This is a genomic window from Halomonas sp. B23F22_3, from assembly GCF_043496965.1.
Lineage (GTDB): Bacteria > Pseudomonadota > Gammaproteobacteria > Pseudomonadales > Halomonadaceae > Halomonas.
In genome coordinates, this window is record NZ_JBIEKG010000005.1 from 340,594 (window position 1) to 354,014 (window position 13,421).

At 67.5% G+C, this 13,421-nt stretch carries 12 protein-coding genes; 1 reads left to right on the top strand and 11 read right to left on the bottom strand.

The window, feature by feature from the left end:
* Positions 1-93: 93 nt before the first annotated feature.
* The 3 genes from ACGTNG_RS13615 to ACGTNG_RS13625 are packed head-to-tail and all read right to left on the bottom strand — an operon-like array spanning position 94 to position 2,802.
* Entirely contained in the window at positions 94-1,416 is a 1,323-nt protein-coding gene (locus tag ACGTNG_RS13615) for a TRAP transporter large permease (protein WP_394797068.1), read from the bottom strand.
* A complete protein-coding gene (locus ACGTNG_RS13620) occupies positions 1,416-2,012 on the bottom strand; it encodes a TRAP transporter small permease subunit (RefSeq protein WP_394797069.1) in 597 nt (198 codons plus the stop codon). Before ACGTNG_RS13620 ends, ACGTNG_RS13615 begins: the two co-directional genes overlap by 1 nt.
* A complete protein-coding gene (locus ACGTNG_RS13625) occupies positions 2,005-2,802 on the bottom strand; it encodes an N-formylglutamate amidohydrolase (protein WP_394797070.1) in 798 nt (265 codons plus the stop codon). Before ACGTNG_RS13625 ends, ACGTNG_RS13620 begins: the two co-directional genes overlap by 8 nt.
* A 148-nt stretch (positions 2,803-2,950) precedes the next feature.
* Here ACGTNG_RS13625 and ACGTNG_RS13630 point away from each other — a divergent pair, with 148 nt between their 5' ends.
* Complete coding sequence (locus ACGTNG_RS13630; protein ID WP_394797071.1) at positions 2,951-3,829, top strand: MurR/RpiR family transcriptional regulator; 879 nt, start codon at positions 2,951-2,953, stop codon at positions 3,827-3,829.
* Positions 3,830-3,852: 23 nt separating this feature from the next.
* On the opposite strand, the gene ACGTNG_RS13635 is transcribed toward ACGTNG_RS13630, so the two are convergent.
* From ACGTNG_RS13635 to ACGTNG_RS13670, 8 genes are all read right to left on the bottom strand, one after another.
* Positions 3,853-5,145 carry an NAD(P)/FAD-dependent oxidoreductase gene (locus ACGTNG_RS13635; RefSeq protein ID WP_394797072.1) on the bottom strand — a complete coding sequence of 431 codons (1,293 nt, stop codon included), beginning with the start codon at positions 5,143-5,145 and terminating at the stop codon, positions 3,853-3,855.
* A gap of 146 nt (positions 5,146-5,291) precedes the next feature.
* Positions 5,292-6,368, bottom strand: a complete 1,077-nt coding sequence (locus ACGTNG_RS13640) for a polyamine ABC transporter substrate-binding protein (RefSeq protein WP_394797073.1) — start codon at positions 6,366-6,368, stop codon at positions 5,292-5,294.
* Between the two features lie 112 nt (positions 6,369-6,480).
* Entirely contained in the window at positions 6,481-7,848 is a 1,368-nt protein-coding gene (locus tag ACGTNG_RS13645; RefSeq protein ID WP_394797074.1) for a glutamine synthetase family protein, read from the bottom strand.
* A 56-nt stretch (positions 7,849-7,904) separates the two neighbouring features.
* On the bottom strand, positions 7,905-8,969 hold the full coding sequence (locus ACGTNG_RS13650; RefSeq protein ID WP_394797075.1) for an ABC transporter substrate-binding protein: 1,065 nt from the start codon (positions 8,967-8,969) through the stop codon (positions 7,905-7,907).
* A 38-nt stretch (positions 8,970-9,007) separates the two neighbouring features.
* Entirely contained in the window at positions 9,008-9,805 is a 798-nt protein-coding gene (locus ACGTNG_RS13655) for an ABC transporter permease (protein ID WP_394797076.1), read from the bottom strand.
* The gene (locus tag ACGTNG_RS13660; protein WP_138182502.1) at positions 9,802-10,725 is read right to left on the bottom strand and encodes an ABC transporter permease; all 924 of its coding nucleotides are present in this window, start codon (positions 10,723-10,725) and stop codon (positions 9,802-9,804) included. Before ACGTNG_RS13660 ends, ACGTNG_RS13655 begins: the two co-directional genes overlap by 4 nt.
* A 10-nt stretch (positions 10,726-10,735) precedes the next feature.
* Complete coding sequence (locus ACGTNG_RS13665) at positions 10,736-11,863, bottom strand: ABC transporter ATP-binding protein (RefSeq protein ID WP_394797077.1); 1,128 nt, start codon at positions 11,861-11,863, stop codon at positions 10,736-10,738.
* 30 nt (positions 11,864-11,893) lie between these two features.
* Positions 11,894-13,186 carry an NAD(P)/FAD-dependent oxidoreductase gene (locus ACGTNG_RS13670; protein ID WP_394797078.1) on the bottom strand — a complete coding sequence of 431 codons (1,293 nt, stop codon included), beginning with the start codon at positions 13,184-13,186 and terminating at the stop codon, positions 11,894-11,896.
* Between the last annotated feature and the right edge of the window lie 235 nt (positions 13,187-13,421).

A 13,421-nucleotide genomic window follows, 5' to 3' on the forward strand; every position in this document is an offset into this window, starting at 1 on the left:
ATACCGGATGTTGCGTGGATGCGGCCCCTGACGAGGCTCTTGTTGTTGTGGCTGGCGTCGGTGTCGCCGACTGCGGCCGTCGAGATCCCGGCCTCAGTGCCCATAAATGTAGCCCGGAAGCCAGAGGGCGATCTGCGGAAAGAGCATCACCAGGCTCAGGGCGACGGTCATCACCAACACGAAGGGCAGGATCGACCAGTAGATGTCGCGCAGCCCGATCTGGGGCGGTGCCATGGCGCGCATCAGGAAGAGGTTGTAGCCGAACGGCGGCGTCATGTAGGCGATCTGGGTGGTGATGGTGTAGAGCACGCCGTACCAGATCAGGTCGAAGCCCAGCGCATCGACCAGCGGCACGTAGAGCGGCGCCACGATCACCAGCATGGCGGTGTCGTCGAGGAAGGTGCCCATGACGATGAAGCTGAGCTGCATCAGGATCAGGATCATCCAGGGCGAGAGCCCCAGGCGCTCGGTGAACAGGTCCTCGATGGCCTTGACCGCGCCCAGGCCATCGAAGATGGCGCCGAAGGCGAGCGCCGCCAGGATGATCCACATGAACATGCAGGAGATGGCCAGGGTCTGGCGCACCGAGACCTCGAACACCCGACGCGTCATGCGCCCCTTGAGGGTGGCGGCCAGCAGCGCGGTGGTCGCCCCCACGGCCGAGCTCTCGACCAGCGAGGTCCAGCCCTTGACGAAGGGCACCATCATCACCGCGAAGATCACCAGCGGCAGCAGCCCCGCCCGCAGCAGGCGCAGCTTCTCGGCCCAGGAGACATCGCGCTCCGCCTCGGGCAGCGCGGGCCCCAGGGACGGCTGCAGGCGACAGCGCACATAGATGTAGATGATGAAGAGCGTCGCCATCATCAGCCCCGGCAGCACGCCGGCCAGCCACAGCTGCCCCACCGGCTGGCGGGCGATCATCGCGTAGAGCACCAGCACCACCGAGGGCGGGACCAGGATCCCGAGGCTCGATCCCGCCTGGATCACCCCGGTCACCATGATCTTGTCGTAGCCGCGCCTGAGCAGTTCGGGCAGGGCAATGGTGGCGCCGATGGCCATGCCGGCCACCGACAGCCCGTTCATGGCCGAGATCAGCACCATCAGCCCGATCGTGCCGATGGCGAGCCCACCCCGCACCGGCCCCATCCAGACGTGGAACATCCGGTAGAGGTCATCGGCGATGCGGCTCTCCGAGAGCACGTAGCCCATGAAGATGAACATCGGTAGGGTCAGCAGGGGGTACCACTTCATCAGCTTCATCGCCGAGGAGAACGGGATGTCGACCCCGCCGGTGCCCCACAGCAGCACCCCCGCCAGGGCGCCGACGAAGCCGATGGCGCCGAACACGCGCTGGCCGGTGAACAGCATCAGCATCATCGAGCCGAACATCACGATGGCGATCATCTCGTAGGGCATCAGTCGCTCACCCCGCGCAGACGGCCGATATCCCGGAAGAACTCGGCAAGGGCTTGAAGGATCATCAGGAATACCCCGAGGCACAGAATGGTCTTGATCGGCCACAGCCATGGCCGCCAGGCCGTCGGGCTGCGCTCCAGGAAACCGAGCTCCTCGCCGGCCGCCGACGGCCCCTGGGTCACGAAGGTGCCGATGAGGTCGAGGAAGAAGCGGAAGGGTTCATCGCCGAAGTAGCCGAGGGAGTAGGCCGTCGACACCAGTCCGCCATAGAGCAGCACGCCGAGGTAGAAGATCAGGAAGAACACCGTGATGGCATCGACCCAGGCCTTGGTCCGCGGGCTCCACTCGCCATAGAAGAGATCCATGCGCACGTTGGACCCCAGCTGGATCGAGTAGGGGCCGCCCAGCACGAAGTAGGCCACCATGACGAACTGCGCGGTCTCCAGGGTCCACATCGAGGGCGTCAGGAACACCTTGGAGGCCGACGACCACAGCAGCACGCCGATCAGCACGAAGATCAGGTACATCGCCATGCGGCCGATGGCACGGTTCATGGCATCGATGGCGCCGATATAGCGCAGGATGAGCCTAGGCATCGGCCGCGCCCTCCCTTGGGCTTGCCACGACGCCGAGGGTGGCAAGCGCAGGCTGGATCAAACGACAGAGCTCCTCGGCGATGGCCTGCTGGTCCTCGACGGTGGCCAGCAGGTCGTTGCGCACCTCGATCATCACGTTGGCCAGGCCCTGGCCGATGCCGTGCAGCTTGAGGGAGTGGGTGACGCCATCCTCGGGCCCGTAGGGATCGTTGCGGCGAACCTGTCGATGACCCAGGCGCGAGGCGAGCGCCAGCATCGCATCGGCCAGGCGTCGGTCGGCATCGTGGAGGATGCCGATTTCGACCTCGCGGCGCTCGCCGTGAAAGCTCGGCGTGAAGCTGTGGATGGTGATCAGCACGCTGGGAATGGCGCGCGCCCGCCGCTCGGCCAGCACCTCCGTCACGGCCTCGCAGAACGGCCGGTAGACCGCCTCGACCCGGGCGGCGCGCTCGGCCGCATCGAGGCCGCGATTGCCCGGCACCTCGATCACCTCCACGCGCGCCGGCATGGCGCTTTCCGCCTCGGGGGGACGATTGCAGTCGTAGACCAGCCGCGAGATGCGACTCGCCACCAGCGGCGCATCCAGCCGCTCGGAAAGCGACACGGCCACGCCGCGGGCGCCGGGGTCCCAGGCGGCGTGACTGCGCCGATCGGCGGGCGCGAGGCCAAGCCCCTGATAGTCGGCGGGGATGTGGTGCGAGGCGTGCTCGCACAGCAGCACCACGGGGCCTTGGCCGTGCCGATGGTGGATCTCGACGCTTGGGTTGGACGGGTCGCTTGCGCTTGACATCTGGGCTCCTCCACGCTCCTGTAAAGATATAGACGCGTGAAAGTCAGTGTGTCAATATTTCTTCAGAGCCCGTGTCAACGCGGCTTCGCCACGCGCAACGGCGCTTGGGGAAGGCGACAACGCAGGGCATATCGGGAAGGGAAGCGCCTTGACGACCATCGATTCCAGCGCCAGCGTGCGCGCACTGATCCGCCAGCACTATCCGGCGCTGACGCCGTCGGAGCGCAAGTTCGCCGATGCGCTGCTCGACAACTATCCCGCGGCGGGGCTGGCCTCGATCACCATCGTGGCGAGCAACGCGGGGGTCTCCTCCCCCACCGTGGCGCGGATGGTCAAGAAGCTGGGATTCAAGGGCTATCCGGAGTTTCACAAGGCGCTGCTGGGCGAGCTGGAGGCGAAGGGCGTCGGGCCCACCCAGCGACGCGACAACTGGTCGTCCGAGGCGCCGGAGACCCACCTGCTGAACCGTTTCGCCCAGGCGGTCACCACCAACCTCCAGCTGACCTTCTCGCATGTCGAGACGGCGAGGTTCGACGGGGCGACCCGCCTGCTGGCCGATGCCGAGCGGCGCCTCTACATCGTCGGCGGGCGCATCACCCGGGCGCTGGGCGACTACGCCTTCACGCATTTCCAGGCGGTGCGCCCCGGCGTCACCCAGCTGACCTCCTCGTCGGGCACCTGGCCGCACTACGTGCTCGACATGCAGCCGGGCGACACCCTGCTGATCTTCGACATACGGCGCTACGAGACCAACCTGCTGCGCCTGGCGGAGATGGTGAAGCAGCGCGGGGTGGCCATCGTGCTGTTCACCGATCAGTGGGGCTCGCCGATCTCGTCACTGGCCGACTTCACCTTCCACTGCTGGGTGGAGATTCCCTCGGGGTGGGATTCCAACGTCTCGACCATGATGCTGCTGGAGACCATGATCGCCGCCGTCCAGGAGGCGCGCTGGCCCGAGGCCCGGGAGCGCTACGAGCGCCTGGACGAGCTGTTCGACATGACCCATTTCTTTCGCAAGTTCACCTGAGCGGCGCCGCCGCTGCCTCTCGATCAGACGCCCAGGCGATCACGCACCTGGTAGTACCAGGCGCCGACGGCGGAGAGCGGCACCCGCAGCATCCGCCCGCCGGGGAACGGCAGGTGCGGCAGGTCGGCGAAGGCATCGAAGCGCGCCTCGCGGCCGGTCATCGCCTCGGCGATCAGGCGCCCGGCCAGGTGGGTGCAGGTCACGCCGTGGCCGGAGTAGCCCTGGGCGTAGTAGACGTTGTCGTTGAGCACCCCGAACTGCGGCAGCCGGTTGAGCGTCATCAGGAAGGTGCCGCTCCAGGCGTAGTCGACCCGCACGTCCGAGAGACCCGGGAAGGTCTTCTCCATCTTGGGACGGATCACCGCCTCGATGTCGGCCGGATCCTGGCCGCCGTAGTTGACGCCCCCGCCATAGATCAGGCGGTGATCGGCGGTCAACCGGTAGTAGTCGAGCAGGTAGTTACAGTCCTCGACGGCGAGGTCGTTGGGCAACAGCGCCCTAGCCCGCGCCTCGTCCAGCGGCTCGGTGGTGATGATCTGGGTGCCGCAGGGCATCGACTTGCCCTCCAGCGCCGGCATGATGCCCTGATGGTAGGCGTTGCCGGCCATCACCACCCGCTCGGCACGCACCATGCCGCGAGGCGTGGAGAGGCGCACCGGCTGGCCGTGCTCGACGGCCGTCACCGGGGTGTGCTCATGGATCACACCGCCCAGGGACTCCACCGCGGCGGCCTGGCCCAGCACCAGGTTGAGCGGATGCAGGTGGCCGCCGGAGTGGTCGACCAGCGCGCCCACGTAGCGCTCGGAGGTCACCTCGCGCTTGACCGCCTCCCCTTCCAGCAGTTCGAGCTCGCGGTGGCCGTAGCGCTCCCAGAGCGCCTTGTGCTCGCGCAGCCCCTTGAACTGCTTCTGGTTGCAGGCGGCGAAGAGGTTGCCGTCGCGCAGGTCGCACTCGATGCCGTAACGCGCGATGCGCTCGCGGATGATGCGATTGCCCTCGAAGGCCATGTCGCCCAGCGCCCGCGCGGTCTCGCCGCCATACCTCGCCTCGATCACGTCCATGTCGCGGCTGTAGCTGTTGACGATCTGGCCGCCGTTGCGTCCGGAGGCGCCGAAGCCGACCCGGGCCGCCTCCAGCACCACCACCCGATGGCCCTGCTCGGCCAGGTGCAGGGCCGCGGAGATACCGGTGAAGCCGGCGCCCACCACGCACACGTCGCAGGTGATCTCGCCCTCGAGGGCCGGACGCGCCGGGGCGGGATTGGCCGAGGCGGCGTACCAGGATGCCACGTGATCGGTGGCGGATGAGTCGCTCATGAAAGCCTCCAGAGTGGATGTTTTATTCAACCATTATCGCCATGATACGGGCACAGGCGCCGAAATGGCAATTTTATTGGTACTAAATAATCAACACAAAACGCCGGGGGCAGACCCCGGCGCTCCGGCCCACCACCCGGCAGATCTCAGCGACTGCGCGCCTCGCTCCACAGCTCCTGGAGCAGCTGCAGCTGATCGCCACTCACCGAGGGCGTGAAGTGCAGCCGCGCGCGGTCCGCCGCATCGGGCATGACCGGCGGCTGGCGCAGGGCCTCTTCCACCAACGGCAGCGCGGCCTCGTTGGGCGTGGTGTAGAAGTTGTAGTTGGCGAGCTGCGCGGCCACCTCCGGTCGCAACAGGTACTCGATGAAGGCACGGGCGGCCTCGGGATTGGGCGCACGCGCCGGGATCGCCAGCACGTCGACCCAGCGCTGGGAGCCCTCCTCGGGGATGAAGAACCCCAGCGAGCCGTAGGTCGCGGGATCCTCGGCGCGCTTGGCGGCCAGGTCGCCGTTGTAGGCGATGCCGGCCTCTATCACGCCGCTGGCGACCTGCTCGATGGCCGCCGTGGCGCCGACGAAGCCCACGAAGTTGTCCCGCTCCCGGGTCTCGATGACCAGCCTCGCCGCCTCCACCCAGGGCGCCTGGCCCACGCAGTCGAAGCCGGCGCCCTGGAAGGCGCAGGCGGTGCCGAAGGTGAACTGGGCATCGCCCTTGAGCAGCGCGAAGGGATAGTCGGCGTTGACCTGCGGATCATAGAGCAGGCCCCAGCTGGGCTCGGGCTCCGACCAGGTGTCGGTGTCATAGACGACGCCGGTCGCCCCCCACAGGTAGGGCACGGTGAAGTCGCCGCCGGGATCGAAACTCGGCGTGCGAAACTCCTCGAGGATGTGGTCGTGGCCCGCGAGGGTGTCGCCCTGTGCGGTCAGCGGCTGAATCAGGCCGGCATCGATCAGCCGCGGCACGAAGTAGTCGGAGGGCACGATCAGGTCGTACTGACCGTCCCCTCCCGCGGTCAGCTTGGCGAAGAGCTCGGCGTTGGAGTTGTAGTAGTTCTGTACCACCTCCAGGCCGCTCTCCTCCTCGAAGGCCTCGATGATCGCCGGATCCATGTAGCTGGACCAGTTGAACAGCCTGAGCTTGCCCTCGTCGGCCGCCGCGGCGGCGCTCAGTGTCAGCAGGCCCAGGCCGGCGAGCGCCATGACGTATCTCGGTTTCGGCATCGTCACTCTCCCTGATGGTCATCCCTGCGCGCCAGGCGGCGCGCCCATGTCCGACCCGGACGGCGCTCGATGCCGAGTGCCCGGCGAAAGCGTGCCCGGACCGCTCTCTCGCTTAGACCCGTAGCAGCAGGTGCTCGCGTTCCCAGGAGCTGATGACCTGGAAGTAGGCGCGGTGCTCGGCGCGCTTGACCGCCAGGTAGCTGTTGACGAAGCGCTCGCCGAGGATATCGGCCAGCGGCTGGCAGTCGTGGAGCATATCCAGCGCCGGGCCGATGTCGTCGGGCAGCTTGTTGCCGCCGGACCAGGCAGAGCCGACCATCGGCGGGCGCGGCTCGAGCCGGCCCAGCATGCCCAGGTAGCCGCAGGCCAGCGAGGCCGCCATCACCAGGTAGGGATTGGCGTCGGCCCCGGCCAGGCGGTTCTCCACCCGGGTCGCCTCGGGGGTGGAGACCGGCACGCGCAGTCCCACGGTGCGGTTGTCCATGCCCCACTCGACGTTGATCGGCGCCGAGCCGCTGGTCTCGGTGCGCATCAGGCGGCGATAGGAGTTGACGTTGGGGGCCAGCAGCGGCATCACCGAGGGCAGGTAGCGCTGCTGACCGCCGATGAAGGCATGGAACAGGCGGCTGGGCTGCCCGTCCTCGTCGGCGAAGACGTTGTGGCCCTCCTTGCTGTCGAGCAGGCTCTGGTGGATGTGCATCGAACTGCCCGGCTCACCCGCCATGGGCTTGGCCATGAAGGTGGCGTACATGCCGTGGCGCAGCGCCGTCTCGCGCAGGGTGCGCTTGAACATCACCACCTGGTCGGCCAGGGCGAGGGGATCGCCGTGCTGGAAGTTGACCTCCATCTGGCCGGCGCCCTCCTCGTGGATCAGGGTATCCAGATCCAGGTTCATGGCGTCGCAGTAGTCGTACATCTCCTCGAACAGCGGATCGAACTCGTTGACCGCATCGATGGAGAACGACTGGCGGCTGCTCTCCTGGCGCCCGGTGCGGCCGATCGGCGGCTCCAGGGGATAGTCGGAGTCGGTGTTGGTCTTGACCAGGTAGAACTCCACCTCCGGCGCCACCACCGGCGTCCAGCCGCGGGCGGCGTAGAGGTCCAGCACGCGCTTGAGCACGTAGCGCGGCGCCAGCTCCACCGGCTCGCCGGTCAGGTAGAAGCAGTCGTGGATGATCTGCGCGGTAGGATCCTCGGCCCAGGGCACCGGGTAGATGGCGCTCGGATCGGGCACCAGTTCCATGTCGCGCTCGGCGGGGTTCCAGAAGCGGATGTCCTCGTCATCGGGATAGCCGCCGGTGACGGTCTGGATGAAGATCGAGTCGGGCAGCCGCGGGCGACCACCCTTCAAGTACTTGGCGGCGGGCATGATCTTGCCCTTGAGGATGCCCGTCAGGTCGGAGACCAGGCACTCGACCTCGGTGATACCGTGGTTCTGGAACCAGTCGTTGAGGAGCGGCTGCTCCTGTCGGTTACTCATGGGATCTTCCTTGCTCTAGATGGCGAGTCCCCGGCCCGATGCCGGGGACCCTTCGCTCAACGCGACTGGACCTCGGACCACAGCTGCTGGAAGGTCTGCAGGGCGTCACCCTCGAGGCTCGGGGTGAAGCGCAGTCGCTCCATGTCGGCCTCGCTCGGCTGGACGGGGGGCTTGGTCAGAACCTCGTCGAGATAGGGCGTGGCGGCGGCATTGGGGCTGGCGTAGTAGTTGTAGTTGGAGAGCTGGGCACCGACCTCGGCTTCGAGGATGAAGTCGATGAACTTGTGCGCCATGTCCGGGTTGGGCGCCTCGGCGGGGATCAGCATCGAGTCGACCCACATCTCGGCGCCCTCGTCGGGAATCATGAAGTCGAGGGTGGCGAAGGTGTCGGGGTCCTCCTCCTTGAAGAACAGGTAGTCGCCGTTGTAGGAGAGCCCGACGTGGGTCACGCCGCGAGCCAGCTGCTGCAGCGCGGGGGTACCGTCGGTGAAGCCGCTGAAGGTCTCCCGGCCCTTGGTCTCGATCAGCAGCCGCGCCGCCTCCTTCCAGGCGTTCATGTCGGTGCAGTCGTAGCCGTGGCCCAGGTAGGCGCAGGCGCCGCCCATGCTGACCTGGCCATCGCCCATCAGCGCGAAGGGATGCTCGGGATTGACCTCGGGGTCGAACATCAGCGACCAGCTCTTGGGCGCGTCCGGGAAGGTCTCGGTGTTGTAGACCAGCCCGGTGGTCCCCCACTGGTAGGGGGCCGTGTACTCGGCGCCGGGGTCGTAGGCCGGGTCCTGGAACTGCTCCATGACGTTGTCGAGGTTCGCAAGCTTCGACTTGTCGAGCTTCTGCACCAGGCCGGTCTGGATCAGCCGCGGCACGTAGTAGTTGGAGGGCACGATGATGTCGTACTGGGAGACCCCGCCGGCGTTGAGCTTGGCGAACATCTCGGGCAGCGAGTTGAAGTAGTTCTGCACCACCTCGACGTCGTAGCGCGCCTCGAAGGCCTCGATGATCTCGGGGTCCATGTACTCGGTCCAGTTGAACAGATAGAGCTTGTTCTCCTGGGCCTGTACGCTGCCGGCGAGCAGCAGGCCGCCCAGGGACAGGGCCAGGATCTTCTTGTTGTTGGTCATGTCGACTCTCCTCGTTTCCCGCGGGAAGGTGCGCCGGCTCAGGCGGGCCGGCGACGGCTGAACAGCAGGCTCATGATGGCGGCGATGGCCACCGCACCGATCATCAGCGTGGCGATGGCGTTGATCTCGGGGGATACCCCCTTCTTGATGGCGCCCCAGATATAGATCGGCAGGGTCGCGCTCTCGGGGCCGGCGGTGAAGAAGCTGATCACGAAGTCATCCACCGACAGCGTAAAGGAGAGGAAGAACGCCGAGATCAACGCAGGCTTGATGGTCGGCAGCATGAAGTGCACGACCCGCTTCACCGGCGAGGCGTAGAGGTCCTTGGCGGCCTCGAAGAGCGTCGGGTCGAGGCCCACGAAGCGGGAATAGATGATCAGCGCCACGAACGGGATCTGGAAGGTCACGTGGGCGATGATCATGGTGCCGAGCCCCGGCTGCAGCAGCCCGGTCAGGCGATGGATCTGCACGAAGAAGGCCATCTCGGAGATGCCGAAGACGATGTCCGGCAGCACGATGGGCAGGTAGATCAGCACGATCAGCCAGCCGAGCTTGCGGTGGCGATGGCGATACATGCCGTAGCCGATCAGACAGCCGATGACGAGGGCGATCACCGAGGAGGTGATCGCCAGCACCAGGCTGTTGGCGAAGGCCGAGAGGATCTCCTCGTTGCCCATCAGCTGGTGATACCAGCGCAACGAGACGCCGGTGAAGCTGGCGGCGCTGTTGGCGGCATTGAAGGAGAAGAGCACCACCACCGCCAGCGGCAGGTAGAGAAACGCCAGGGTGAACCACCAGAAGGCGGTCAGGCCACGCTGCAGGGTCCGCTTTCTCATATCACCACCTCCTCGCCGCCACCCAGGCGCTTGCCGATGCGACGCATGGCGAACAGCCCGATGAAGGTGGCGATCAGCATCAGGATCGCGCCGGCCGCTCCGAGCGGCCAGTTGGCGCCGCCCGAGAACTGCGTGGCCACCAGGTTGCCGAGCATCATGCCCTTGCCCCCGCCGAGCAGCTCGGGGATCACGTACATGCCGAAGGCGGGAATCGCCACCAGCACGATGCCGGCCAACAGCCCCGGCAGGGTCTGCGGGAACACCGCGTGCCAGAAGGCGCGCACCGGCGAGGCGAAGAGGTCCTGGGCGGCCTCCACCTGGGCGGTATCGAGCTTCTCGAAGGCGGCGTAGAGCGGCAGCACCATGAAGGGCAGGAAGTTGTAGACCAGGCCCAGGGTGACCGCGAAGCTCGACGGATAGAGCCCCATGTTGGGCGCGATCAGACCCAGGCCCTCGGCGAGGCCGGAGAGCGGCGTGCCGGGGGCCAGCAGGTTCATCCAGCCGAAGGTGCGGATCACCTGATTGGTCCAGCTCGGCACCACCACCAGCAGCAGCATGATCGGCCGCCACTTCTCGCGGCAGGTGGTGATGTAGTAGGCGATCGGATAGGCCACCAGCACCACCAGGCCCGTGGAGACGGCCGTCTGCCACAGCGAGCGCAGCAGGGTATAGAGGTTGCCGGGACTCCAGCCCAGGAAACCGAAGCCCGCCAGGCGCTTGAACGACTCCAGCGACAGCGGCATCTCCGGCAGCCCATAGGGGCCGTTGGTCATGAAGGCCACGCCCATCAGGTAGGCGCCGGGCAGCACCAGAAAGATCACGATCCAGACCGCCCCGGGGGCCACGGTAAACAGCAGGTGGCGCGCCTCGCGCACCATGGCGCGGCTGCGGGCGGACGGCATTACGCCGGTATAGGCCATGCTCGTCTCCTCACTCACTCAGGGTGACCAGGTCGTCCGGCGCCACCGTGACGGTGACCCGGTCGCCCACGTCGGGCAGATGCCGACCGCGATTGTTGAGGGTCGCCTGCAGGGTGGTGCCGCCGACCTCCAGGCGATACTCGGCATGGCTGCCGCGGTAGAGGCGTTCGACGACCACCGCCGGCAGGTGGTTGTCGCCCGCCACCTCGCCGGGCAGCAGGTCCAGGGTCTCGGGGCGGATCAGCAGGAGCTCGCCCTCCCCCGCCTCGGCCATGGTGAGCTCCCCCAGCGCCGTGGCGAGCCGGCTGCCCTGCCGGCCGGTGACCGGGTAGAGGTTGTCATGGCCCATGAAGCGCGCCACGAAGGCGTTGGCCGGATGCTCGTAGACCTCGCGGGGCGGCCCGACCTGCTGGATCACGCCGCCGTTGAGCACGGCGATGCGATCCGACATCACCATCGCCTCGTCCTGGTCGTGGGTGACGAAGACGAAGGTCATGCCGAGGCGCTTCTGGACCCGCAGCAGCTCGACCTGGAGCTGGCTCCTGAGTCCCGCGTCGAGGGCCGACAGCGGCTCGTCGAGCAGCAGCACGTCGGGCTCGCAGACCAGGGCGCGGGCCAGGGCGATGCGCTGGCGCTGGCCGCCGGAGAGCTGGTCCACCCGCCGGTCGACGAGATCGCCGAGCTTGATGAAGTCGGCGATCTCGTCGACCTTGGCGTTGCGCGCCGCGGCGGCCATGCCGCGCATCTTCAGGCCGAAGGCCAGGTTCTCGCGCACCGAGAGGTGCGGGAAGAGCGCATAGGACTGGAAGACGGTATTGACGCTGCGTCGATGGGGCGGCACCTCGGTGATGTCCTTGCCGCCGATGGCCAGGCGGCCGTCGTCGGCCTCCTCGAGGCCGGCGAGGATGCGCAGCAGCGTGGTCTTGCCACAGCCCGAGGGGCCGAGCAGCGTGAAGAACTCGCCGGCCTCGATGGTCAGGTCGACGCCGTCCAGCGCCACGGTGGCCCGCCCGAAGCGCTTGTGCAGGCCCTGCATCTCGATGGCCGACGCCTGGCGTGACGCCTCGCCCTCGGCCGCCGCCCCGCCCGGGCGGGGATGGGAGGCGGCGATGGCGTCCGCCGTGATGGTCTCGTTCATGGGGTGCCCTCTCGGTTCTCGATGGCCCGGTTACAGCCGGTCCCGCAGTTGATAGTAGTGGGTGGCCAGCACCAGCAGCGGCTTGCGCAGCAGGCGGCCCCCGGGAAAGCGGCGATGGGGCATGGCCGCGAAGGCGTCGAAGCGCTCGCGCTGCCCGGCGATGGCCTCGGCCAGCAGCTGGCCGGCGAGCCCCGCCAGCGCCATGCCGTGGCCGGAGTAGCCCTGGGCGTAGTAGACGTTGCGGCCCAGCCGGCCGAAGTCCGGCGCCCGATCCAGGGTGATCGCCACGTCACCGCCCCAGCGATACTCGATGGGCACGCCCTCGAGCACCGGGAAGATGCGCGCGATCTTGTCGTCCATGCGGGTCGTGAGGTTGCGCGGCTCGCGGCCGTCGTAGCTGACCTCGCCGCCGAAGATCAGGCGGCGATCGGCGGAGAGTCGGTAGTAGTCGAGCACGAAGTTGGCGTCCGACAGGGCGTCGTTCTTCGGCAGCACCTGGGCCGCCTGGGCCTCGGTGAGCGGCGCGGTGGCGATCATGTAGTTGGCGGCGCGCATGATGCGCCCGGAGAGCTCCGGCACCAGGCCCGCCTGATAGGCGTTGGTGCCGAGCACCACGCTGTCGGCGATCACCTGCCCCTGGGCGGTGACCACGGTGGCCGGCTCGCCGCGGCGAATCTCGACGGCGGCGCTGTGCTCGTGGATGGCCACGCCGGCGCGGCGCGCCGCCCGGGCCAGGCCCAGGGTGTAGTTGAGCGGGTGGAGGTGGCCGCCCTCGGCATCGAAGAGGGCCGCCGGATAGGCATCGCTCACCACGTGCGCGCGCAGGGCATCGCCCTCGAGGAGGCTGAGGGCCGAGTAGTCATAGTCGCGGGCCATGCGCTCGCGGAAGTCCTCGAGCTCGCGGACGTGGCGGGGCTTCACTGCGGCATGCAGGTAGCCCCAGGCCAGCTCGCAGGGGATGGCGTGGCGCTCGATCAGCGCGGCCGTCAGGCGCACCGCCTCGCGGCTCATCTCCCAGATCTCCCGGGCGCGCTCGCGGCCCAGGGCCTTCTCGACGGTGGCGATGTCGGTGCCCAGGCCCGGCAGGATCTGGCCTCCGCTGCGCCCGGAGGCACCGTGGGCGATCTCCCCGGCCTCGAGCAGCACCACCGAGTAGCCCCGCTCGGCCAGATGCAGGGCCGCCGAACACCCGGTGATGCCACCGCCGATCACGCAGACATCCGCGCGTCGCTCACCCTGAAGCACAGGGCAGTCGCCGAGCTCGACGGCGATGGACGCGCGATACCAGGACGCCGGGTGCTCCGGCCGGGGCGGGATCGTCATACGAGAACCTGTCTGTTGTGCGCGGTGCGCTGATTATTGTTGGTGGGGACGCTCCATGGAGGAGCGCCCCGGCAGGCTCAGTGTGGCACCAGCACCACAATACCTGTCAAGTATTTGACACCTTTAAAAATGGAAAACCACACGCAACGCCACCTTAAAGAATCACTAAATTAAAGCAAATTACTGTTTATAAAGGGATAATAATGGGGCTTCGGGGCGAGTGCCGCTGGCGAAG